The sequence below is a fragment of the Sphingomonas sp. genome, from assembly GCF_048595155.1.
Lineage (GTDB): Bacteria > Pseudomonadota > Alphaproteobacteria > Sphingomonadales > Sphingomonadaceae > Sphingomonas_I.
This window is the reverse complement of sequence record NZ_JBMDXN010000093.1, coordinates 1-24,176: the sequence shown is the minus strand read 5'-3', so window position 1 is coordinate 24,176 and position 24,176 is coordinate 1. Positions and strand designations below refer to the sequence as shown.

The window sequence follows — 24,176 nt, the reverse complement described above, 5'->3', positions numbered from 1 at the left end:
CGGCGCGATTGGCGATCGCGACCGACCATCGCTACCATCGGCGGCGGACGACGGGCGACGTCGGCAGGGACAGGGCGGATCGCGTGCGGCTTTTGCGTTTGTTTGACACTGTAGCGATCGGCGGCAACCGTCGGCCGACCCGCATCGCCTGGTCATAATGTTGCGGCACGAAAGCCAGGCGAAGGCGGCGCTGCAGCGGGGCGACTTGCCGGCCGCGATCGTGGCGGCAAAGGCTGTTGTTGCTGCAGATCCCGAACAGCCGACAGGCTATTTCCTGTTGGGCATGATCGCGGCCGAGGCGGGACATATCGGCAAGGCTATCCCGTTAATCGAGGAAGCCGTGGCGCGGGGGCCGCAGGCCGAGCATCTGGCCCAACTCGCCAAATTGCGGATCATGACGCGCCGTGATGGTCTGGCGGGTGAGGCGGCGCGTGCGGCCTTGGCCCTCTCGCCGGACGACGCGCTGACGCTGGATACGATCGGATGCGTGCTGGCGCGGCTGGGCGATCACCAAGCGTCGATCGCGCCCTTCACAAGCGCGGTTGCCGCGCAGCCGGGAAATCTGGAATTCCGCTATAATCTTGCCGCCGCGCTGGGCTTCGTCGGCCAGGTCGATCAAGCGCGCATGCATTATGAGGCCATTCTGGCCGACAATCCCGGCCATGCGCGGGCTCATTATGCGCTGGCGATCCTGTCGCGGCAGACCGCGCAAACGCACCATGTTCCCCGCCTAGAGCAGGCACTGAGCAGGGCAGCGCGCCCTGAAGATGCGCTGCGTATCCGTTACGCTTTGGCGAAGGAGATGGAAGATATTGGCGATGGCGGTGGCGCTTTTGCCCACCTGTCCGCTGCCAATGCCGCGCATAAGGCCAGGATCGGCTATGATTTCGCGCAGGACGCGGCGCTGTTCGACGCGATCGAGACGCTGTTCTCGGGCCACCCGACGAGGCGCGCGCGAGGCGCGGGCAATGACGATCCGGCGCCGATCTTCGTGCTCGGCATGCCGCGCACGGGCACCACGCTGGTGGATCGCATCCTGTCGTCGCATCCGGACGTGGAAGCGGCGGGGGAGCTGCAGGCAATGCCGCTGGCGGTGAAGCAACTTGCCGGCACCGCCTCCCGTGTCGTCATCGATGCGGAAACGATCGCGGCGAGCGGCGCGATCGATCCGACGGCGCTTGGCGATGCCTATCTGGCACGCGCCGAACATCACCGCACGAACAAGAGGCCGCGCTTTACCGACAAATTGCCTGCCAATTTCCTCTATGTCGGCCATATCGCGCAGGCGCTGCCCCATGCCCGGATCGTCTGCCTGAGGCGCCATCCGATGGACGTGATCTGGAGCAATTATAAGAACCTGTTCGCCAGCCAATCGGCTTATTACGCTTACTCCTACGACATCATGGATATCGCGCGCTATTTCGCACGGTTCGACCGGCTGATGGCGTTGTGGGACCGGCTATGGCCGGGGCGGGTGTTGCAACTCTCCTACGAGGCGCTGGTCGCGGATCAGGAAGGGCAGACGCGCCGGTTGCTGGAGCATTGCCGCCTGAGTTGGGACGAGGCTTGCTTGTCCTTCCACGAAAACAAGGCTGCAGTCGCAACCCCCAGCGCGGCACAGGTACGGCGACCGCTCAACGCCGACGCCGTGGGCAAGTGGCGTACCTATGAAACGGGCTTGGCACCGGCGCGGGCCTGGCTGGAAGCGCACGGCATCCCTATCGATTGACGGCCAGCGGGGCTTGGATCGGCGCCAAACGAAAAGGGCGCCCTCCACCTCCGGAGAGCGCCCTTATGCGTCTCACATGCGATCAGAACTTGATGCGACCTTCGATGCCGACGGTGCGCGGGTTCAGCACGGCCTGACCATAATAGCGGACGGCGACGCCATCGTTGACGCCGATCCGGGAGCGATCGTTGCTCACGGACACCACGGCATATTTGTCGAAGATGTTCGTCGCGAACAGGCTGACGCTATATTTGTCCGTCTCATAGGCGAGCGATGCGCGGTGCGTCACATAGCTGGGAATCTTGTCGCCATAGGCGCGGTCCCATCCGAGGCGGGAGACGACATTGCCGCGATAGGTCGCGATCCAGTTGGCGATGATGTTGCCGGCCGCGAACGGCGTCGTATAGGTCGCGCCCAGCGCCCCCGAATTCTTGGCCGAACCCGGCAGACGATCCCCGTCAAGCGCGCTCAGCTGCGTGAATTTGGGCCGTGCATCATAATCGTTGGGCGTGGTGCGGATCGTGATGATGCCGGGCACGTCCTGCGTCAGCTTGGCATCGGTGTAGGAATAGCTGCCCTGGATCGCCAGCTTCGGCACCGGCCGGAACTGGAACGAGGTTTCGAACCCCTGCGACTTGGCCGTGCCGCCATTCACGGTGATACCGGTCGCGCCATAGAAGGTGGAAGAGGCGACCTGGATGCCATCCCACTTGATGTGGAAGACATCGAAGTTGAATGAGAGTTTCCGGTCGAACAACTGCGTGCGGATGCCGACCTCGATATTCTTGGTCTTGTCAGGCCCGTACTGGATTTCGTTCGGCAGGGCGCAGGCGTTCTGCTGATCCGTCGGCACCGGCACCGGGCAGGGCGCGACCCGGTTCGGGCCGCCGATGCGATAACCCTTGCTGTAGGTCGCGTAGGCCATCAGGTCCGGCGTGAAATTGTAGGAGCTGTTGAGCTTCCATACCCAGCCATCCTTCTTGGCCCTGCCGCCGGACGGGCTCAGATCATAGGGGCTGAGCGGATCACCCAGCAGCGGCAGCGTGAGCGCGCCCTGAATGTTCGACGTATATTTGAAATAACGCGCGCCGCCCGTCACCTGCCACTTGGATGTGACGTGGAAGGTACCTTCGCCGAAGATCGCCTTCTCGGTGACCTTGGACCTGGTATAACTCACATATTCCAGATCGTCGGGATTGTCGGGCACACCGTAGAAGTTCGACAATCCAGGAACGTGCTCGGCATAATCGCGGTGGTTCTTCTGATTGTTATAGAAGCCGCCGATCACCCAATTGAAAGGGCCGCCATGGCGCGACACCAGCCGGACTTCCTGGTTGAACTGCTTGCGGCGATCGTTGGTTTCGTTCCAGCTGGTGAAGGCCGGAAACGCCTCATAATCATAATCCAGGTCGAGCAGTAGGTCGGTATTGTCGGCGCGCGAGCGGTTGCGAACCTTGGTATAGGCGGTCGTCGATACGAGATCGGCGATGTCGGCGATGTTCGCGTTGATCTCCAGGCTGAAAAGATTGGCGTGACGATTGGACGGCTCGGTGTAGCGCGCGGCATTTTCATATTTGCCGGTACCAAGCACGCCCGCGCTGTTGGATTGCGAGCCTTCGGTCTTCGTCTGCTGATACGCGTAGGTGAAGATCGCCTTCAGATCCTCGCTCGTCTGCACCAGCAGCTGGTTGCGGGTGGTGAAGGTCTTCTCGAAATTGAGATCCTTGCGCTTCTTCAGATTGGCATCGTAGCCCGCCTGCGACACGCTGGTCGGGCCGTCCGGCTGCGGCAGGGAGACGCCCGGCGTCTGCACCAGCAGCGGATAATCGATGAAGCCCGGATCGTAATAATAGCCGGTCGCGCTGCGGAAGGCGATGTGATCCCTGACGATCGGGATATTGATCACGCCGTCGCCCTGATAGCCCGCCTTGCTGCCGTGGCTCTTGCCATAGAAGCGGCCGTGCACCTCGCCCTCGACATTGGTCACGTTGGGCCGGTTGGGAATGTAGCGGATCGCGCCGGCAAGCGTGCCAAGGCCATAGAGCGTGCCCTGCGGCCCCAGCAGCGTTTCGACGCGGGCGATGTCTAGGAACTTGAAGTCGTAATAGAGCGGCACTTCGCCCAGATAGACGCCTAGAGCGTTGTCATAGTTGCTGCCCTCTCCGCTCACATCGGACGCATTGAGGCCGCGCAGCACGATCGACCCGGTCGAGCGCGGGCCGGTATCGGAAATCGTCAGGCCGGGGGTGAAGGCGGCGAGATCGCGGATATCATCGACATGCTGGCGCTGGAGCTGCTCCGCGCCGATCGCCGAAATGTTGATCGGCGCATTCTGCAGCGTCACACTCCGGCGGTTGCCTGTCACCACGATTTCGTTGGCGCTATCGGCATCCGCGCCATCCGCCGGCGCCGGTTGTACCGCCGTGGTGGCCGCTGTTTGCGCCGAAGCCCCGGTTGCCATTCCACCTGCGAGAAAGGTCGCGCCAAGCAATGCCGCGCGAAAAGTCGATCCTGCCACCGTCGCCCCCAAAAAACGCTCCAAAACCTTGCCGTTCGGATCCCATCCCCGCTGCGCCATACCTTGTCCGGCATGTGCGAAAGCTACCGTTTGGTTAAAGCGGGCGCGCCACCATGGGGCGTTTGACGTACCGTTCGGGGCGGTGATGAAACCGTATCCTGTGGCGCGATCGGGCACGGCGGCGTGCGGATGCTTCGCCGCAGAGACGTTGCCGAAATGCCGCAGTTTCAACGCCGTGTCGGTGCCGAACGCGGTCAGGCACGGGCGATCCCGCGCGCGGCCCGCGACTCTGAAACTGCGTGCAACTTTGCTGTGTGCGACGACCCGCTCAGTTCGTGCGCGGTGCGTTCAGGCTCCACCAGGTCAGGCTGTGCAGGTCGTGCGCGGTCGTCCAGACGCCGCTACCCGCATAGCGTAGCGCGCCGCTACCGGATGCCTTCCCCAGCCGGGCGACGATCGCCATCGACTTAGGGTCGATCATGGCGAAGGTCTGATCGGCGGTGGTGCGCAGCCAGACCGCGCCGCCGCCCGTATCGATATCGCCATACATCAGATCGGCGCCGACTTTGACGCGGCCGGACACTTTGCCCGCGGCCGGATCGATCCGCGCGAGCGTGCCGTCACCCTGCTCTTGCACCCACACCGCGCCTTCACCGGCGGCGAGGAAGCCGGGCTGCTTGCCGAGCTTGACCCGCTTGACCACCTGATTGGTTGCCGGGTCGATCTGCTGCAGCGACTGATGGACGCTACTCACGGCCCATAGCGCGCCCAAGCCGAAGGCGAGATAATAAGTGCTGGGATCGACCGCGATCGTCGCGGTCACCTGGTTCGTGGCAGGATCCACCCGCGCGATCTTGCCGGCATCTTCGCTGGCGACCCAGATCGAGCCGGCGCCGGCGACGACGTTAAGCTCACCTTTGGGATTGGCGATGCCGGTCGGAACGGCGGTGATCAGCTTGGCGGTCTTGAGGTCGATCCGGTTGAGCGTACCCTCGCGGCAATCGGCGACCCACAGGGCGCCCGAGGCGATGGCCATGGCGCCGCAGGGGCGCGTCATCGCTGTTTCGGCGAGCTTGCCCGCACGCGACCAGCGTTCCACGCGGCCGCGATTGGTGGCCCATACGCTGTCGCCGTCCACGACCATGAAGTCGGCGAAGCCCGGCACCGCGATCGTCTGTTCTTCCTGTGGCGGCGTGAGCGACGCCGCGGGGGCGGCAGCCAGGACAAGGGCAAGCAGCGGCAACCATTTCATCAATTTCATCCTGCGACCGGGGTGGAGCGGCCCTGTCGGGCCTTGATTTTTTCCATCAGCGGGCGGGCGGGGAAGATGAATTGTTCCCAGATCGACAAACGCCGACGCGCATCCTGACCGACGATTTCGGATTCCCCTTCCCGGAAGGTGCCGAAGACGCGATCGAGCAGGATCAGCGAATTACCGTAATTGCAGCGCGTCTCGTCATAGACGACCGAATGATGCAGGCTGTGATGCCGTATGGTGGTGAAGAAGAAGGCGTACCAGCGCGGCGGATCCGCCCGCACATTGGCGTGCGCGAAGGTGGAGATGACAGTCAACACGCTGAGGCCGCAGAATTCCGCTGCGATGGGTAGATCGAACAGTGCGACCACGCTCAGGCTGATCAGGAACAGCTCCAGCGGATTGCCGACATAGCCCTTCATCGCATTCAGCTGCGTGATGTGATGATGCGGCGCGTGCGTCCACCACAAGGGTGAGTTGTGCATCGCGCGATGCATCCAATATTGGCCGAATTCGATCAGGAACACGACCAGCGCCACCTGGGCGAGGAAAGGCATCTGCATCGCCCAGGGCGTCGTGATGCCGAGCGCATGTTTTGCGGCGGTTAGCGGCTCTTCCGCGAATTTGGTCGAGGCCCACGCGATCGCGGTGCTGCCGAGCACGACATAGAAGAGATCGGTGGCAAATTCCTTGCGGTTCAGACGCCACCCCGAATGACGTTCGTTGAGCCATTCCAGCGACTGCACGAAGGCGGTGATCAGCGACGTGACGATGACCAGTGTCCAGGCGCTACCGGTTATTTTAGCGGGGGCAAAGGCCCAGAAAAGGATGACCGTGGCCACCGTCGCAGGAGGCAACAGGTTGAAGAGGGTTTTGCGCATGCCAATCCGCCCCGATCGAATATCTGCGGGGGAGATGTCGGCTAGCGGCCAGGAGGAGCGCGATAACCCGTGGAGGCTAGTTGTCCCGCCAGCTGCGACGTCTCCCTCGCCCCGACATCATAGAAGGGCGCGGCCGATCTGCAGGTGGCTGAATAACGTACTGCGGATTGCGCATGCTGCAATCCAAGCATCAGAAGTGAAGCGATCGTCCCGGCCGGTTTTCGTGCCAACCGGGACGATCGTAATACTCAGCGCCGTTTAGCGCAGCGAAGCGAGCTGCGTCTGCACCGGGCGCGCCGCTTCTGCGGTGCGCGATTCGATGCGCGTGCGGACCTGTTCGGCCACGTCGGCGCGGCATGCGCGGGCGCGTGCTTCAAGGTCGGCATGGATGGTGGCGAGGCTGTCGCCGCAAACCGTACGCGCGGCCTGATCGACCCGCACCGCCAGGCGCCGCTGGCCGTTTGCGGTGGAGAGATCGAGGCCATTCAGCGAAAGAACCGCCTGATCCTTGCCAAAGGGATTGTCGTTGACGCCGGCAAACGCGGCGGAACCAAGCGAGACGGCGGCAAGCGCCGCGAGACCGATCTTCATTGCCTTCTCCTGCAAAAACCATAGCCCGCTTGTGCGTGCGGATGCACCGGAATCTAGGATTGCAAGGCGAAGGCGACAAGCAGGCGCGACAAATAATACTCTCGCCTGAAAGACGAGTGCAAGATCCGCAACTGCGCGATGATCGCTTAAGTCATGATGAAGTGTTGGCGGTCGGTCTCGTTCGGCTGATCCTTTTGCTGATTATTACCAATCAATTGGGATGTACGACCAGGGAGGCGAGCTCCAGGTTCTGGCTCAGCAACCCTACCGGCAGGCGGACGGCTTCGGCGCGCGCCGTCGCGGGGGACTCGATCACCGCCACCGAAAGCGTGCGCGCGAACGGTGCCGACCAGTCGCGGACGGTGTCGATCGGCAGTCGCACCTGCCAAGTGTGGCGACCCTGCGCTTCGACCGGATGATCGTTGATGCGGATGGCTGCGTTCGGCGAGGCGCGATGTCCGCGGACCAGCAGACAATCCTGCGATCCGCAATTAACGACACGTACCTTCGCCACCGGCGCGGCGGCAATCGGTGCGGATGCAGCCGTGGCTGCCGCGATACCAATAGCTGCGATGATCCGACGTCCCATGGTGCCAAGCTGGCCAAAGCATGCCCCGCCAACCATGGGGCGTTTGACGTAGCGGCCGATCGTGTGCCGGGAATAGCGGTCCTCGCGGTACAATTCCTTATTGCGAAAGCGTGGCGACGGCGATCGCGGTCGCGGAAGCGCGATTTTCAACGCCCATCTTCTCGAAAATCTGTTCGAGATGCTTGTTTACGGTCCGTGGGCTGATCTGCAGGATTTCGCTGATCTCGCGATTTTGTTTGCCGCGGCTGATCCACACCAGCACTTCGGCCTCGCGCGAGGTCAAGGCGTGGCGTTCCGCCAGGATGCGTTCGGCATCTCCCTCGCGCTTCTCCGTCAGCCGGAAGAGCCATTCCTTCGAACTGGTCTGGCGCAGGAAGGTGCATTCGATGAGGCTGTCGCCAATCTGAAGCGAGGCTTGGGCCCCTGCCGGAACGTCGGGTCCTTGCAGGCGCCGGATCGTGGCGGCCAGCGTATCGGGCAACCGCACGTCGCGCGGTGTCCATCCGGGAAAGAGCCGCTCGATCGTGGCGGTTGCAAGCGGGGTCAGCCAGCTGGTCGCGCCGCCTTCCTCGATCGCGAACGATGGTCTGCCGGCGGTGTCTAGCGCGAGCTGGCTGCCCTGCGAGATCCGCGCATTGGCAAGGTGGACTGACACGCGCGCCAGCAATTCGTCGACCACGATCGGCTTGTGGACATAATCGACCGCGCCTGCCTCAAGGCCGCGCACGACATGTTCGGTTTCGGTGAGGCCGGTCATGAAAATCACCGGCAGATGGCGAAAGCGTCCGTCGGCCTTGATCCGCGCGGTCGTCTTGAAGCCGTCCAGGCCCGGCATCACCGCGTCCATCAACACCAGGTCGGGCGTCACATGTTCCAGCAGCTCCAGCGCCGCCAATCCATCGACCGCGATCAGCACGGTCATGCCGGCATGTTCCAACGTGGCGTTGAGGAAACGCAGCGATTCCGGCGTGTCGTCGACGACGAGGATCGTCGCGCGCGCGTTGTTGGCGGGCGGGTTAGTCGACATTATCGAGTGTCCGAGCCAGCGCGCGCAGATCGAAGTCATTCAGATGCCGCCGCAGCGTCGCCACCGCCGCGCTGCTCTCCGGAATCTCGGCTTCCAGATCGGTCAGAACCATCTCGATCCCCCGTACATGACCGACTTTGACATAATGTTTGAGGCTCTCGAGATGGGGGCGGGCGCTATCCGGCAGGGCGATGGCGTGATTGTCCTCTCCCGCCAACGCCGGCTGATCGGTCGAGACGATCCAGGTGAGGTCTAGTTGACGCCCGATCGTATCGAGCAGGGCGCCGAGATCGACCGGCTTGGAGATGAACGCGTCATGGCTGCTGCGCCCGTCTCCGCCGGCGCGGAACTCGTGCGCGTTCGCAGAGACCATGACGATGCGCAGTCGCTGCCCCAGCCGCGCCCGCAATTGTTCGGCGATGTCCCAGCCATTGCATCCCGGCATCTGGATATCGAGCAAGACCAGATCGGGCTTGCATTGCTCGGCCAGCGCGAGGCCCTCGGCACCGCCGCCTGCCGTGAAGATCGTGAAATCGAGCGGGCGGAGCAGATGCTGCACCACCGTCAGTTGCGAAGGATTGTCGTCGATCACCAGGATGGTCTTGCGATCGCCGCGATAGCCGACGATGCGGCCATCGGCCGCCGCCCCGCCCGGCACGGTCATCGGCTCCGGCAGCATGAGTTGCAGCTGAAAGCGGCTGCCCTTGCCGGGCTCGCTGCGGACAGTGACTTCGCCACCCAGAATACGTGCCAGGACGCGGGTGATCGCAAGGCCCAGGCCGATACCGGGTTCCAATGCGGTCTCGGGCGAACTGCCCCGTTCGAACGGTTCGAAGATCCGCTCCTGATCTTCCGGCGCGATCCCGACGCCGGTGTCGCACACTTCGATGAAGGCGATCTGACTGCGATAGCGCACGCGCAGGGTGGCGCCACCCTGCTGGGTATATTTAATCGCGTTGGACAGCAGGTTGATCAGGATCTGTCGCAGGCGCTTCTCGTCGGTCCGGACAAAGGCAGGCAGTCTGCCTTCAACCCGATAGTCCAACGACAGTCCTTTGGCGGCGGCCTGCATGCGGAACATGTCGACGACATGATCGAGCAGGCCGGGCAGGCGGACAATATCCTGCCGGAACTTGAGCACGCCGCTTTCGATCCGCGATATATCGAGCAGCCCTTCCACCAGGTTGGTGAGATGTTCCGCCGATCGGCGGATGACGCCCGCCGCCTCGGCCGGAGGGATCGCCCCATCCCGCTCCAGCAACTGGGCATAGCCATAGATGGCGTTGAGCGGCGAACGGATTTCGTGGCTGACCGCGACCAGATACCGTGTCTTGGCCGCATTGGCCGCTTCGGCCACATCCTTGGCCTGCTGCAATTCCGTTTCCGTGCGCCTGCGCGCCTCGACTTCCTCTTCCAGCAACAGCGTCTGGCGCGCGCAATCCTGCTCCGCATTTTGCCGTGCGCTCCGGCTGCGTCGCACGAGCAGCACGCAGGTCATGGCCGCGGCCAGCACCACCACCAAACATATTGCCCAGGGTGTGCCCGCTATCATCTCGCGATCGCGATCAGTCTGGCCTGCCGGCAGGCCGGCATGCGCGTCTTGTGAGCGAATCCGCGGGCCGCGATGCGATCCCGCAACGTTCCTGATTATGGATCGATCGAACGCCCCCGCGCCGTTCCTTCAGCCGCCGAAATGGCGCCGAAACGATGCCTGAATGACGCATTGCAGCATCACAAAATGGGGTGACAGGTGCCATCGGCTCGGTATAAGACTTATTACTAGATTGATCAAACGTAATATCGGCCCTCTGGGCGGATGACGGAATTCCGGGCCTTTTTACACACGCGACACGGGGATGAGCATGGCAAGGTGGATGTCGAAGACGCGTCTGGCGATCGCAACCGCGGCATTGCTCCTTACCGCCTCTTGTAGTGGTGGAGGCGGCGCACAACAAGATGCGCCAAAGCGGACTGAATTTTCGATCGGCTGGTCCATCTATGCAGGCTGGATGCCGTGGCCCTATGCGCAGCAGGCCGGCATCGTGAAGAAGTGGGCCGATAAATACGGCATCAAGATCAATGTCGTGCAGGTCAACGACTATGTCGAATCGGTGAATCAGTACAACGCCGGCAAGTTTGACGGCGTCACGCTTACCAACATGGACGCCCTGACGATCCCGGCGGCGGGCGGCAAGGATACCAGCGCCATCATCCTTGGCGATTATTCGGACGGCAATGATGGCATCGTCCTCAAGAATGCGAAAAGCCTGGCCGATATCAAGGGGCGGACCGTCTATCTGGTCGAGTTGTCCGTCTCCCATTATCTGCTGGCGCGCGGCCTTTCGACGGTCGGATTGCAGCTGTCGGACGTGAAGACGGTGAACACGTCCGATGCCGACATTGTCGGCGCTTTCGCCAACCCCTCGGCGACGGCAGCCGTCACCTGGAATCCGCAGCTGTCGGAGCTTGCCAAGGTTCCGAACGCGAAGATCATGTTCGATTCGCATCAGATCCCGGCTGAAATCCTCGATCTGCTGGCGGTCGATACGGCAACGCTGAAGGCCAACCCCAATCTGGGCAAGGCGCTGGCGGGCATCTGGTACGAAACCATCACGCTGATGCAGCGCCAGGATGCGACGGGCGCGGCCGCACGCGCCGCCATGGCCAAGATGGCCGGCGCCACGCCGCAGGCGTTCGATGCGCAGCTCAAGACGACGCATCTCTATGGCACCCCGCAGGAAGCGGTGAGCGCGCTCAAATCGCCGGCGCTGGCCGCGACGATGGGCAAGGTGCGCGATTTCAGCTTCTCCAAGGGGCTGTTCGGGGCCGGTGCGAAATCCGCCGATGCGATCGGCATCGGCCTGCCCGGCGGCAAGACGCTGGGCGACACCAAGAACGTGAAGCTGCGCTTTGATCCGAGCTTCATGGAGCAGGCGGCGGCCGGCAAGCTCTGAGGAGGGCGCGATGCGCTGGGTGAATATCAAACCAAGCCGTCGCACAACGATCCTGTTGGGGGCGGCGCCGTTGCTGTTGGCGCTGGTCGCGTATCTGTTCGCGGCGGCCGCCCGGCATGCGGCCAACCCCAATGACAAGGTGTTGCCAACGCCCGGTGCCATGATCTCGGCCATGCATGGCCTGCTGATGGATGCCGATCCGCTCAGTGGCCGGCTGATCTTCTGGGCGGATACGCTGGCCAGCCTGGAACGGCTCGGCATCGCGCTTGGCATCTGCACGCTGTCCGCCCTGCTGGTCGGAATGGTGCTGGGTGTGCTGCCGGCCGCACGCGCGACATTCGGCGGGCTCGTCACGACCGTCGCGGTGATCCCACCGATCGCCTTGCTGCCCGTGCTGTTCATCGTCTTCGGCTTGGGGGAGACCGCCAAGGTTGCCCTGATCGTCATCGGCGTAGCGCCGTTCCTGATCCGCGATCTGGCCGATCACGTTGCGGCGATTCCGCAAGAACAATTGATCAAGGCCCAGACGCTGGGCGCGAGCAGCTGGCAATTGGCGCTGCGCGTCGCCGTTCCGCAGGCACTGCCGCGTCTGATCTCCGGCTTGCGTCTCTCACTCGGACCCGCCTGGGTATATCTGATCTCGGCCGAGGCGATCGCCTCCGACAGCGGTCTGGGTTACCGCATCTTCCTTGTCCGTCGCTATCTGTCGATGGACATCATCATCCCCTACGTCGCCTGGATATCGCTGTTGGCGATCGCGATGGATCTTGCGCTGCGGCAGATCAGCCAGCGCGGTTTCGTCTGGGCGCATCAGGCCAATCGATGAGCGATCTTCTTTCCTTCGAAAATGTCTGGCTGGAATATGGCGACAAGATCGTGCTCGAGCGCGTCGATCTTGGCATTGCCGAACGCAGCTTCGTGTCCATCGTCGGTCCGTCCGGTGCGGGCAAGAGCAGCTTCCTGCGTCTGGTGCTCGGTCAGGAAGCGCCCACGCGCGGCCGCATCCTGCTCGACGGCAAGCGGCTGCGCCCCGAATGCGGGCCGGATCGCGGCGTCGTTTTCCAGCGCTATTCGGTCTTTCCCCATCTGACGGCGCTGCGCAACGTGATGTTCGGCCGCGAATGCGTGGGCGCGCCGTTCACCGCCCGCTTGTTCGGGGCCGCCCGCCGCGAAGCCGCCGAAGAGGCAGAGGCGATGCTGGTGGAAGTGGGGCTGGGGGATGCTCTGCACATGTACCCCGCCCAGCTTTCCGGCGGCATGCAGCAGCGGCTGGCGATCGCCCAGGCGCTGATGGCGCGGCCTCGTGTGCTGCTGCTCGACGAGCCTTTTGGCGCGCTCGATCCCGGCATCCGGCAGGACATGCACCGGCTGATCCTGCGTTTGTGGGAGGAGCATGCGCTTACCGTCCTGATGGTGACGCACGACATTACCGAAGCCTTCCGCCTGGGGACGCGCGTGCTGGCTTTCGACAAGCGCCGAATCGATCCGCACGCGCCCCATCGCTTCGGAGCGACGGCGGTCTACGACCTGCCATTGACCCGCAAACAGAAGCTGGAACCACCATCGGAGTTATTACGATTGACAGAATCAGTAATAACGGAGACAGGTCAGACATTGTGAAGGATCAGTCCCCCTCCACCCTCGCCCGGCTCAGCATGAGCCTCCCCGCCGAACTCTCCCGCCAGCTGGATGTGATGGTGGAAGAACGCGGCCTGCCCTCCCGCTCGCAGCTGATCGCGGAGCTGATCCGCGACGAACTGGCGGAACATGGCGCGGCGCTCCGCCCGGAAGACATGCTCGCTGGCACCATCACGCTGGTCTATCGCGGCGACATGGGCCGCGTGCGGCACCAGCTTGCCCAGACGCAGGGCGAATATCTGAAAGAAGTCATCTCCTCCCAGCACGTCTTCTTAGAGGATGATCAGTCGCTGGAAGTGATGCTCGTGCAGGGGCCCGCTCGGCGCCTGCGCAATCTGTGCGACGCGCTGCGCAAGGTGCGCGGCGTGCAGCAATTGCGGCTCTTCACCACCACCGCGCTGTTGCCCCCGCTGCACGAGCAGGATCAGGCATGGCGCCAGGAAGGACATCAGGCGGCATGAGTACACGTCTCGCCGATCCCGGCAGCGCCCAGGCGCATGCCCGCGCAATGGAGGGCACCGTCGTCGAAGCGATGCCAGTCCTGCCGCCACGCGCCGACGATCTGCCGGCGGGCATCGCGGTCGACGATCTGCTCTGGGAAGAAACGATCGCGGCCGGCGGCTATGCCTCCCGCGTGCTGGCGCGCGGATCGCGGCTGCGGCTGATCGATCTGAAGGGCGATGCCTGCGCGTCGCTGCTGCTGTTCAACGCCGCCATGCCGACCGAACGGCTCAACATCGCTGACACGGTCAAGGTTCAGTGGGACGCGTATCCTTCGACCGGCAGCCTGCTGCTGTCCGACATGGGCCGCGTTCTTGCCAGCATCGAACAGGATGATGCCGGCACACATGATGCCTTTTGCGGCGCCTCCACGGAACGCTCCAACCGCAGCCGCTATGGCGATGGGGAGAATTCGGGCGCTCACCCCAATGCCCGCGATCGGTTGATGCTCGGCGTCGCCAAGCATGGCCTGGGGCCGCGCGACGTTCACCCCTGCATCAACCTCTTCAAGGGCGTCCGGATCGCGGAGGATGGCGCGATCGCTGCGCAGCTCGGCCCGTTCGAACCAAAGCGCGCGCTGGTGCTGCGCGCCGAGATGGACCTGATCGTCGTGATCGCCAATTGTCCGCACGTGCTTGATCGGCGCGACTGGAGCGTCACTCCGCTTCGCGCCACCGCGTGGCGCGGCCCGGTCACACCGCCAGACGATCCGATCCGCTCGGCCACGCCGGAGCGGCTTCGCGCCTTTCTCAACACCGAAGATCTGTATCGCCGCTGATGAGCCATGATCCCCATCTCGATGGCCTGAACGGCCAGATCGTCCACGACGAAGTCGTGCCCGCCCGCGCCCCCTGGTCGCATCCGATCCGTGCCGGACAATCGCTCCGCATCATCGATCTGGAAGGCAATCAGGCAGTCGATTTCCTTCTCTACGCGGCGGCGAACGACGCCGAACGCTACAGTGCACAGGATACGGTCGCGGCGCAGGAGAATATCTTTCTGCGCACCGGCAGCGTGCTGCTGTCGAACGAAGGCCGGCCGATGATGACGATCACGGCCACATCGGTCGATTATCACGACACGATCGGCGGTGCCTGTTCGTGCGAATCGAACAGCCTGCGCTACGGGCATCACACCAAGGCGCAACATAGCTGCGTCGACAATTTCCTCGTGGCCAATCTGCGCCACGGTCGCGGCAAGCGCGACATGGTGTCGAACGTCAATTTCTTCATGAACGTACCGGTTACTGCGGACGGTGCGCTGGGCATCGTCGACGGAATTTCGGCGCCCGGTCTGACCGTCGATTTGCGCGCGGAGATGGATGTGATCGTGGTCGTGTCCAACTGCCCGCAGATCAACAATCCCTGCAACGGCTTCAACCCGACCCCCGTTCGCATGGTCGTGACGGCGTGAGCTTCCGGACGGTTCTGATCGCCAACCGTGGCGCGATCGCCTGCCGGATCATCCGCACATTGCGGCGGATGGGAATCAAATCGGTCTCGGTATTCTCCGACGCGGACGAGGCATCCCGCCACGTGGCCGAGGCGGATATCGCGGTCCGCATCGGACCCGGCCCCGCGACCGAGAGCTATCTGGATGTGGAACGGATCCTGGCGGCGGCGCGCGAAACCGGCGCCGATGCGATCCATCCCGGTTATGGCTTCCTGTCCGAAAATGCCGCCTTCGCCGAAGCCTGCGAAGCGGCCGGCATCGCTTTCATCGGCCCGACGCCGGAAAATATGCGCGCGTTCGGGCTCAAGCATAGCGCGCGTGCGCTGGCGGAGGCGCAGAAGGTTGCGCTGGCACCCGGCACCGGGCTGCTCGCCGATCCCGAAGCAGCGGTCGAGGCGGCGGGGAAAATTGGCTACCCGGTCATGCTCAAGGCGACGGCCGGCGGCGGCGGCATTGGCATGCGCGTCTGCGCCGATGCCGGCGCCGTTCGCGATGGCTATGCCGCGGTCGCCCGGCTGGGCGCCGGTAATTTCGGCGATGCGGGCCTGTTCCTGGAGCGGTTCGTGCCGCGCGCACGCCATGTCGAGGTGCAGATCTTCGGCGACGGAACGGGACGCGTGATCGCGCTCGGCGAGCGGGACTGTTCGCTTCAACGCCGCAACCAGAAGGTGATTGAAGAGGCGCCGGCGCCCTACCTGCCGGAGTCCATCCGTTCTGCTTTGATCGAAGCGGCGGTGCGGCTGGGCAGCGCCGCCAAATATCGGTCAGCCGGCACGGTCGAATTTCTGTACGATCCGGCCCGCCAGGACTGGTTCTTCCTGGAAGTGAATACGCGTCTCCAGGTCGAACATGGCGTGACCGAGGAAGTGACCGGGATCGACCTTGTCGAGTGGATGGTGCGCGGCGCCGCCGGCGATTACGGCTTCCTGGACGCGCCGGCGCCGCAGCAGAAGGGTTGGTCGATCCAGGCGCGTATCTATGCCGAGGATCCGGCCGTAGATTTCCGCCCTTCGTCAGGCAGCCTGACCGAAGTGACCTTTCCCGGAGATGCGCGCGTCGAGACATGGGTCGAGCGGGGCTCGGCCGTCTCCTCCTTCTACGATCCGATGCTCGCCAAGCTGATCGTCCGGGCGCCCGATCGCGATGCGGCCGTAGCCGCGATGCAAGCGGCGCTGGATCATACCCAACTGGCTGGCATCGAAACCAATGTGCGCTGGCTGCGTGAGGTTGCGCGCAGTGGCGATTTCGTCACCGGGGATGTCTCGACCACTTCGCTCGAGCGGGTGGACTATCATCCCGACAGCATCGTCGTGCGTTCGGCCGGCACCGCCACCAGCGTGCAGGATTATCCGGGCCGCGTCGGCTTCTGGGACATCGGCGTTCCGCCGTCCGGGCCGATGGATGCCCGTGCCTTCCGCTTGGGGAATGTGCTGCTCGGCAACGATTCCCGCGCCGCCGGGCTGGAGGTTACCGCCACCGGGCCGACATTGCAGTTCAACAGTGCCACCCGCATCTGCATCACCGGCGCCGATTTCGGCGCGACGCTCGATGGCGCGCCGGTACCGCGCAACAAGCCGATTGCGATTGCGAAGGGCCAAGTGCTCGCGCTCGGCCGCGTCAGCGGCGGCGGCATGCGGGGCTATATCCTGTTCGCCGGCGGGCTGGACGTGCCTACCTATCTGGGCAGCGGCAGCACCTTCGATCTTGGTGAATTTGGCGGCCATGGCGGACGCCGGTTGCGGGTCGGCGATACGCTCCATCTCGCGCCGCATGCGCCCGCCGTCATTCCCGGCCCGCGCATGGTTGATCAGCCGGAGCTCGGCCCGGACTGGACGATCCGCGTTCTTTACGGGCCGCACGGCGCGCCCGAATTCTTCACGCCCGACGATATCGACACGATCCTCTCGGCCGACTGGCGGGTTCATTATAACAGCAACCGCACCGGCGTGCGGCTGACCGGGCCCAAGCCGCATTGGGCGCGCAAGGATGGGGGCGAGGCGGGCCTGCACCCGTCCAATATCCACGACAATCCCTATGCGATCGGCGCGTTGGACTTCACCGGCGACATGCCGATCATCCTGGGGCCGGACGGCCCGTCGCTAGGCGGCTTCGTCTGCCCGTTCGTGGTGATCGCCGCCGATCTGTGGAAGATCGGGCAGCTCGCGCCTGGTGACAGCATCCGCTTCGAAGAGGTCGATCTCGCCGGCGCTGACGCCGCCAGTGCCGCGGAAGAGGCGTGGATCGAAGGCCGCCAGAGTAGCCCGCTGGCAGACCGGCCGGCCACCGGTAGTGCCGCTATCCTCGCCGAATTGCCGCCGCAGGGCCGTCGTCCGCGCGTCATCTATCGCCGCCAGGGCGATCGCAATCTGCTGGTCGAATATGGTCCGATCACGCTCGATTTGGAGCTGCGGCTGCGCGTCCATGCGGCGACGACGGCGCTGGCCGAATTGGGCCTTGCCGGTATCCTCGACATCGTGCCCGGCATCCGCTCCTTCCAGGTGCATATCGATGGTTTCCGCCTGAAAGAGCCCGCGCTGCTGGAACGGCTGATCGCGATCGAGGAAGAGCTTGGCGGGCTGGATGATTTCACCATTCCGTCGCGCATTGTCCACTTGCCGCTGAGCTGGGACGATCCCGCAATCCACGAGACGATCCAGCGCTATATGGCGGTGGTGCGCGACGATGCGCCCTGGTGCCCGGACAATATCGAGTTCATCCGTCGCGCCAACGGCCTCGGCAGCGCCGACGATGTCTATCGGACGATCTTCGACGCGAGCTATCTCGTTTACGGCCTGGGGGACGTCTATCTCGGCGCCCCGGTCGCGACCCCGATCGATCCGCGTCACCGGCTCGTCACTACCAAATATAATCCCGCCCGTACCTGGACCCCGCCGAACGTCGTCGGAATCGGCGGCGCCTATATGTGCATCTATGGCATGGAGGGGCCGGGCGGATACCAGCTGTTCGGCCGGACGATCCAGGTGTGGAACACCTATCGCCAGACCGGCGCCTTCTCGGATGGCAAGCCGTGGCTGCTGCGCTTCTTCGATCAGATCCGCTTCTTCCCGGTCAGCCATGACGAATTGACGGAGTGGCGGCGCGATTTCCCGCTCGGCCGGCGCGTGATCGAGATTGAGGAAACCGAATTCCGGCTGGCCGACTACCGCGCCTTCCTGGCACGGAATGCAGAGTCGATCACCGCGTTCGAAACGCGGCGCAACGCGGCGTTCGCCGCCGAGCGGGCGGATTGGGAACGGCGGGGCGAATTCGATCGTGTCGCCAGCCTGGTCGAGGGGGCGGATGAACAGCCGGCCGACGCCATCGCCCTGCCGGAGGGTGCGGAGATGGTCGAGGCGCCTTTCGGCGGCAGCGTCTGGAAGCTGCTGAAGGCGCCCGGCGACAGCGTTGCCGCGGGCGAGACGATCGCGGTGCTGGAAGCCATGAAGATGGAGTTCCCGGTCGTCAGCGCTGCGGCGGGCACCGTCGTCGGCCTCTACGTTGCGGAGCGCCAGACGGTCACGCCTGGATCGCCGGTTCTGGCGCTGATGCCGGCATGATCCCGCTCGATCGCCTTTCCGTGACCGGCATCGCGGCCGATGTGCAAGCGGGCCGTCGAAGCGCTGCCGAAATCATCGAAGAGGTGCTGGCGCGCCTTGTCGCCTATGACGCGATCCAGCCCGCCGTGTGGATTTCGCGCTTCGATCCCGACGATCTGCGCGCGGCGGCGGCTGCGGTCGATGCGCGGATCGGCGCGGGCGAGGCGCTGCCGCTCGCCGGCGTGCCCTTTGCGGTGAAGGACAATATCGATCTGGCCGGCCTGGATACGACCGCCGCATGCCCCGCATTTGCGTATCGCCCGCACAGCTCGGCAACGGTAGTGGAACGGTTGATCGCCGCCGGCGCGGTGCCCATCGGCAAGGTAAATCTCGATCAGTTCGCGACCGGCCTGAATGGCACGCGCAGCCCTTATGGCATCCCGCGCAACGCCTATAATCGCGCCTGGGTGAGCGGCGGATCCAGCTCCGGCTCGGCCGTCGCGGTCGCGGCCGGCCTGGTGGCGTTCGCGCTCGGTACCGATACGGCGGGCTCGGGGCGCGTGCCCGCGGCCTTCCAGCATCTGATCGGCTTCAAGCCCACCCGTGGCCGCTGGAGCAGCAAGGGCCTGGTGCCGGCCTGCCGTACGCTCGATTGCATCACGGTCTTTACCAGCACGGCGGGTGAGGCGGCGCAGGTCGACGCGGTCGTTGCGGGCTTCGATCCGGCCGATCCCCTGTCCCAGGCGCTGGAAGATGCGCCGCGCGCCGCGCGCCGTATCGGCATTCCCCGTCCCGACCAGCGGCCCTGGTTCGGTGATATCGAATCCGGCTTTCTCTACGATCAGGCGCTGGCCAAGCTTGATGCGGAATGGATCGAGATCGACATGGCGCCCCTCAACGAGGCGGCACGCCTGCTCTATGACGGTCCGTGGGTGGCGGAGCGGACGGCCGCGCTCAAGGGCTTGCTGCAGGACGATCCCGATGCGATTCATCCGGTCGTGCGGGAGATCGTGGAGAAGGGCTTCACCTTCTCCGCCGTCGAGGCGTTCGAGGGCGCCTATCGCTTGGCGGAACTGGCACGGGCGGCGGAGGAGATCTGGGCTCAGGTCGATATGCTGCTGCTGCCGACCGCGCCCAAATCCTATCGCGTCCAAGAGATGCTGGCCGCCCCGATCGCGTTGAACGCAAGTCTCGGCGCCTACACCAATTTCGTGAACCTGCTGGATATGGCGGCCATTGCGGTGCCGGCAGGCCGCTATCCGAGCGGCGTCGGCTTCGGCGTGACCCTGATGGGGCCGGCGGGCACGGATCGCGCGTTGATTGCAGCCGCGGAGACGCTTTTCCCGGCGCCGGCGGAGCCGCCTGCGCTTGATCTGGAGGGACGAATGGAAACGGTGAAGCTGGCGGTCGTGGGCGCCCATCTGAAGGACATGCCGCTGCATTGGCAGCTCACTTCGCGCGATGCCACGTTCGTGGGCGAGGCGAAGACTGCGCCGGCCTATCGCCTTTATTCGATCGCCGACAGTGTCCCGCCCAAGCCTGCTTTGGTCCATAGCGGCGAAGGTGCGGCGATCGCGCTGGAAATCTATGAGCTGGATATGGCCGCCTTCGGCAGTTTCGTGGCAGAGGTGCCGCCCCCGCTCGCGATCGGCACTGTGACGCTGGACGATGGCAGCCAGGTCAAGGGCTTCATCGCCGAACCGCGCGCGACGATCGGCGCGGAAGACATCACCCATCTCGGCGGATGGCGCGCCTACATCGCCCAGAAATAACGGGCGCTAGGGTTCGATCGGAAAACGCTCGTCGAGGCGACGGATCGGCCAGCGGCTCAGTTCACGGGGGAAAGCAGGACCCGTCTCCAGCCGCTTCAGGCAGGAGACGCGGTCGGCGCGCTTGTCGGGTGGCACGTGCGCCAGCCAATCGCGGATCGCTGCGATCTCCGCCGTCGGCCTGGTGCCGCGATCCCATGCACGGCAGGCGCAGGCGAACAGGATGTCGACGTCGTTGACGAAGAAGCCGTAGGCGTTGAAGCGTTCGACGCGCTTGCTTGCCATCAGCTCGAAACCTTCCTCATCGATCCGCGCAGCCAGCGGCTTCGCATAGAAGCGTTCAAGCGCGGCGGCATGCGGCCAATAGCCCAGGATCGCATCCAGCCGCTTCTCCAGCAGCGCCGCCGATTGATCGCGCCGCCAGCGCCAGCCGGTACCGCTCAGCTGGGTGTCCGCCTTCAGCAGATCACCCGGCACGAAACCGATCATGCTTTCGCGGAAATGCATGCCGGCATCGTCAAATGCGGGCGTGCTTCCCTGCCAGCGTTCGATCAGGCCGGATCGTACACCGAACCAGGGGTAGAGGACGTTAAGATCCGCATCATGATCGATGATAAGGTGGAAGCGCGCGGCATCGGCATCCGCGGGCGGGTCACCGGCCTCGAAGGCGAAGCTGCGTTTCGAGCCGCTTGTTGCGTCGGCAATGCAGCGAAACGGTCCGCGCGCGGCGACCATGGCCGGCAGGGATGCGAGCGTGTCGGCGGACCGCGCGATGCGCTGCTTGTCCTTGTCGAATTCGGCCGCGATCTTCGCCGCATCGGCGCGATGATCGAGCAAGAAGCGCAACATCGAGCGCCGATCCATGTCGGCGGGTGCGAAACGATCATAATCGCGCGCGATGCCGGTCCAGCTTGGCAGGGGGATCGCCGCGTCCAGCCCGCGCCAGCCCAGTTCTTGGCGCCGGCCGGCGATCGTGCGGATCGCAACGGCCTCCGGCAGGGCCTGAAAGGCGTGAAAATCCTCCGGCAGCGTGTCGTCGATCAACGTCGTGTCGTCGATGCCGTTGATCAGGAGCGCCAGCCAGTCGCGCACGAGCTGGCGATCCCCTGCCTGGTCCGCCAGCGCGATCATGTCTGCCGCGATGGCAAGCAGCGGTCGCGCAGAGGATTGCGCGTCGGGATCATAGCCGATCGCCTCAAGCTCCGGCCCGAGGCGCCCGGATGTGTCGGACGTGTCGAATTGCGCCTGAAGGCGATACAGATCGTGCGCCAGCCCTCGCTTGGCATCGACGGCAAGATCGGCGCCGAGCAGCAGCCGGACGCTGCTTTCGACAAGATCTTCGACATGATGTTCGGACATGGGTGAGGCCGCCGATCAGGCCGGCGGGCTCCAGGCGACGAATTCCTGGCGCTGCTGGCCGAGCCCTTCGACGCCCAGCTCCACGACGTCACCTGCTTTCAGATACCAGGGCTCCGGCTTCTGGCCCATGCCGACGCCGGGCGGTGTCCCGGTGGTGATGATGTCGCCGGGCTCCAGCGTCATGATCTGCGAGCAATAGGCGATGATCTGCGCGATCGAGAAGATCATCGTGCGGGTGTTGCCGTCCTGGACTCGCTTGCCGTTGACCGACAACCACATGGCGAGGTTGTGGGGATCGGTGACCTCATCGGCGGTAACCAGCCAGGGTCCGACCGGCCCGAAGGTCGGAAAGCCCTTGCCCTTGTCCCAGGTCGGGCCGCGTTCCAGCTGCCAATGCCGCTCGGACACGTCATTCACCACGCAATAGCCGGCGACATGGGAAAGCGCTTGCGCTTCGCTCACATAGGTTGCGCGCGTGCCGATCACGACACCAAGCTCCACCTCCCAGTCGGTCTTCTGCGAGTCGCGGGGAATAGTCACCGGATCGTTCGCGCCCTGCAGGCACGTGATCCATTTGTTGAAGATGACGGGCTCGGCCGGCACCGGCAGGTTCGATTCCGCCGCATGATCGGCGAAGTTCAGGCCGATCGCGACGAACTTGCCAACGCCATGCACGGGAACGCCGTAACGAACATCGTCCGAGACCTGCGGCAGCGAGGCGGGATCGATCGCCGCCAAAGCGCGCAGCCGATCGGGCGCGAGTGCCGCGCCATCGATATCGGCCAGATGGGCGGAAAGATCGCGGATCTTCCCCTCGCTATCGAGCAGGCCCGGCTTTTCCTGGCCCCGCGGTCCGTAGCGCAGAAGTTTCATCGCGTTCCTCGCTGGTTGTTGCGTGGCCTGCGCTATAGGCAGGTTTCGTGGCCGATCGTAAGCGCGTAAGCCCGGCATGGGCGCGCTGGGCTGCCGGCTGGCCGCATCCACTCTGCGCGGATGCGCGCGCGAGGATGACGATGCACGATTTTGGGTTGAGTGAATGATGCAAGCCGCGATCCAGATCGATCCGCGCGACAATGTCGCCGCCGCCTTGCGCGACATCGCGCCGGGCGAGGTCATCCTGGGGGTCACCGCGGCGGAGGCGATTCCGCGCGGCCATAAGCTCGCGCTTCGCGGCGTGGCGGCAGGGCAGCCGGTTCGCAAGTTCGGCTTCCCGATCGGCCATGCGACGCAGGCGATCGCGCCGGGTGCGCGCGTGCATAGCCATAATCTCGCCACGGCGCTGGAGGGGAGCGGCCGCTACGCCTATCATCCCGCTTTCGACCCCGAGACCCGAACCTCCTCCGCGACGTTCGAAGGCTATCGCCGCGCCGACGGTCGGATCGGTACGCGCAATGAGATCTGGGTTCTGCCGACCGTCGGCTGCGTCGGCCGTACCGCCACGCGCATCGCCAGTCTGGCGGGTGAGGCTGCGCGCGGGCGGATCGATGGCGTCCATGCCTTCGCCCACCCCTTCGGCTGCTCGCAATTGGGCGACGATCTGGCGGGCACGCGCGCCATCCTCGCCGCGCTGGCCGCGCATCCCAATGCCGGCGGGGTGCTGATCGTCGGGCTCGGCTGCGAATCCAACCAGCTCGATCGCCTGATCGAGACGATCGATCCGGCCATCAGGGGTAAGATCCGCACGCTCACCGCGCAGCTGGCCGGGGACGAAGTCGCCGAAGGTGTGGCGCTGGTCGAGGAGATGATCCCCGCTGTCGCTGCGGTCCAACGCACGACGGTGCCGCTGTCCGAATTGGTGCTGGGCGTGAAATGCGGCGGCTCCGACGGCTTTTCCGGCCTCACCGCCAATCCGCTGGTCGGGCGGATGAGCGATGCCGTCACCAGCGCCGGCGGATCCGTGATCCTCACCGAAATTCCGGAAATCTTCGGGGCCGAGCAGATGCTGATGGCGCGCGCCCAAGACGAGCGGACGTTTGCCGACATCGTCGCGCTGGTGAACGGCTTCAAAGCCTATTTCACCGCGCATGGCGAACCGGTTTCGGAAAATCCGTCGCCGGGCAACATTGCCGGCGGCATCACGACGCTCGAGGAAAAATCGCTCGGCGCGGTGCAGAAGGCGGGGCGCGCCATCGTCACCGATGTCCGCCGCTATGGCGAGCGGGTCCGCGCGACCGGCCTGACCTTGCTGGAAGGGCCAGGCAACGACGCGGTTTCGTCGACCGCGCTCGCCGCCGCAGGCGCGACCGCCATCCTGTTCACCACCGGGCGGGGGACGCCGCTCGGCTTTCCGGTTCCCACCATCAAGATCGCGTCCAACAGCGATCTTGCCGCCCGCAAACCCGGCTGGATCGATTTCGATGCGGGCCAAGTGCTGGAC

The 24,176-nt window shown here is 64.6% G+C and carries 19 protein-coding genes; 10 read left to right on the top strand and 9 right to left on the bottom strand.

Features of this window, described 5'->3' with window-relative positions; all coding sequences use genetic code 11:
- Positions 1–157 precede the first annotated feature (157 nt).
- Complete coding sequence (locus tag ACOJSI_RS14410) at positions 158–1,729, top strand: tetratricopeptide repeat-containing sulfotransferase family protein (RefSeq protein ID WP_420138989.1); 1,572 nt, start codon at positions 158–160, stop codon at positions 1,727–1,729.
- An 82-nt stretch (positions 1,730–1,811) separates the two neighbouring features.
- Here the strand turns inward: ACOJSI_RS14410 and ACOJSI_RS14405 are convergent, their stop codons facing one another.
- From ACOJSI_RS14405 to ACOJSI_RS14375, 7 genes are all read right to left on the bottom strand, one after another.
- A complete protein-coding gene (locus ACOJSI_RS14405) occupies positions 1,812–4,190 on the bottom strand; it encodes a TonB-dependent receptor (protein WP_420139014.1) in 2,379 nt (792 codons plus the stop codon).
- 385 nt (positions 4,191–4,575) lie between these two features.
- On the bottom strand, positions 4,576–5,499 hold the full coding sequence (locus ACOJSI_RS14400; protein WP_420138988.1) for a YncE family protein: 924 nt from the start codon (positions 5,497–5,499) through the stop codon (positions 4,576–4,578).
- 5 nt (positions 5,500–5,504) lie between these two features.
- Positions 5,505–6,383, bottom strand: coding sequence for a sterol desaturase family protein (locus tag ACOJSI_RS14395; protein WP_420138987.1), 879 nt, complete (start codon positions 6,381–6,383; stop codon positions 5,505–5,507).
- 258 nt (positions 6,384–6,641) lie between these two features.
- On the bottom strand, positions 6,642–6,974 hold the full coding sequence (locus ACOJSI_RS14390) for a UrcA family protein (protein ID WP_420138986.1): 333 nt from the start codon (positions 6,972–6,974) through the stop codon (positions 6,642–6,644).
- Between the two features lie 211 nt (positions 6,975–7,185).
- A complete protein-coding gene (locus ACOJSI_RS14385; protein WP_420138985.1) occupies positions 7,186–7,563 on the bottom strand; it encodes a hypothetical protein in 378 nt (125 codons plus the stop codon).
- A gap of 97 nt (positions 7,564–7,660) precedes the next feature.
- Positions 7,661–8,590, bottom strand: coding sequence for a response regulator (locus ACOJSI_RS14380; RefSeq protein WP_420138984.1), 930 nt, complete (start codon positions 8,588–8,590; stop codon positions 7,661–7,663).
- Positions 8,580–10,088: a hybrid sensor histidine kinase/response regulator gene (locus ACOJSI_RS14375; RefSeq protein ID WP_420138983.1), complete on the bottom strand. Its 1,509-nt coding sequence runs from the start codon at positions 10,086–10,088 to the stop codon at positions 8,580–8,582. The genes ACOJSI_RS14380 and ACOJSI_RS14375 overlap by 11 nt, the downstream gene beginning before the upstream one ends.
- 364 nt (positions 10,089–10,452) lie before the next feature.
- Between ACOJSI_RS14375 and ACOJSI_RS14370 the strand changes: the two genes are divergently transcribed.
- The 8 genes from ACOJSI_RS14370 to atzF are packed head-to-tail and all read left to right on the top strand — an operon-like array spanning position 10,453 to position 20,443.
- Positions 10,453–11,544 carry a putative urea ABC transporter substrate-binding protein gene (locus tag ACOJSI_RS14370; RefSeq protein WP_420138982.1) on the top strand — a complete coding sequence of 364 codons (1,092 nt, stop codon included), beginning with the start codon at positions 10,453–10,455 and terminating at the stop codon, positions 11,542–11,544.
- 10 nt (positions 11,545–11,554) lie between these two features.
- Positions 11,555–12,370: an ABC transporter permease gene (locus ACOJSI_RS14365; protein ID WP_420138981.1), complete on the top strand. Its 816-nt coding sequence runs from the start codon at positions 11,555–11,557 to the stop codon at positions 12,368–12,370.
- Positions 12,367–13,164, top strand: a complete 798-nt coding sequence (locus ACOJSI_RS14360; RefSeq protein WP_420138980.1) for an ATP-binding cassette domain-containing protein — start codon at positions 12,367–12,369, stop codon at positions 13,162–13,164. The genes ACOJSI_RS14365 and ACOJSI_RS14360 overlap by 4 nt, the downstream gene beginning before the upstream one ends.
- A 35-nt stretch (positions 13,165–13,199) precedes the next feature.
- Positions 13,200–13,643, top strand: a complete 444-nt coding sequence (locus ACOJSI_RS14355; protein WP_420139013.1) for a CopG family ribbon-helix-helix protein — start codon at positions 13,200–13,202, stop codon at positions 13,641–13,643.
- Positions 13,640–14,461: an urea amidolyase associated protein UAAP1 gene (locus tag ACOJSI_RS14350; RefSeq protein WP_420138979.1), complete on the top strand. Its 822-nt coding sequence runs from the start codon at positions 13,640–13,642 to the stop codon at positions 14,459–14,461. Before ACOJSI_RS14355 ends, ACOJSI_RS14350 begins: the two co-directional genes overlap by 4 nt.
- Positions 14,461–15,096, top strand: coding sequence for an urea amidolyase associated protein UAAP2 (locus ACOJSI_RS14345; protein ID WP_420138978.1), 636 nt, complete (start codon positions 14,461–14,463; stop codon positions 15,094–15,096). Before ACOJSI_RS14350 ends, ACOJSI_RS14345 begins: the two co-directional genes overlap by 1 nt.
- A complete protein-coding gene (uca, locus tag ACOJSI_RS14340) occupies positions 15,093–18,692 on the top strand; it encodes an urea carboxylase (protein WP_420138977.1) in 3,600 nt (1,199 codons plus the stop codon). The genes ACOJSI_RS14345 and uca overlap by 4 nt, the downstream gene beginning before the upstream one ends.
- Positions 18,689–20,443 carry an allophanate hydrolase gene (gene atzF / locus ACOJSI_RS14335; RefSeq protein WP_420138976.1) on the top strand — a complete coding sequence of 585 codons (1,755 nt, stop codon included), beginning with the start codon at positions 18,689–18,691 and terminating at the stop codon, positions 20,441–20,443. The genes uca and atzF overlap by 4 nt, the downstream gene beginning before the upstream one ends.
- A 6-nt stretch (positions 20,444–20,449) precedes the next feature.
- Here the strand turns inward: atzF and ACOJSI_RS14330 are convergent, their stop codons facing one another.
- Positions 20,450–21,799, bottom strand: a complete 1,350-nt coding sequence (locus tag ACOJSI_RS14330; RefSeq protein ID WP_420138975.1) for a hypothetical protein — start codon at positions 21,797–21,799, stop codon at positions 20,450–20,452.
- A 15-nt stretch (positions 21,800–21,814) separates the two neighbouring features.
- On the bottom strand, positions 21,815–22,672 hold the full coding sequence (locus ACOJSI_RS14325) for a fumarylacetoacetate hydrolase family protein (protein ID WP_420138974.1): 858 nt from the start codon (positions 22,670–22,672) through the stop codon (positions 21,815–21,817).
- 163 nt (positions 22,673–22,835) lie between these two features.
- Here ACOJSI_RS14325 and ACOJSI_RS14320 point away from each other — a divergent pair.
- Positions 22,836–24,176 (top strand): UxaA family hydrolase (locus ACOJSI_RS14320; protein ID WP_420138973.1); only part of this gene is annotated, 1,341 nt, incomplete at its 3' end.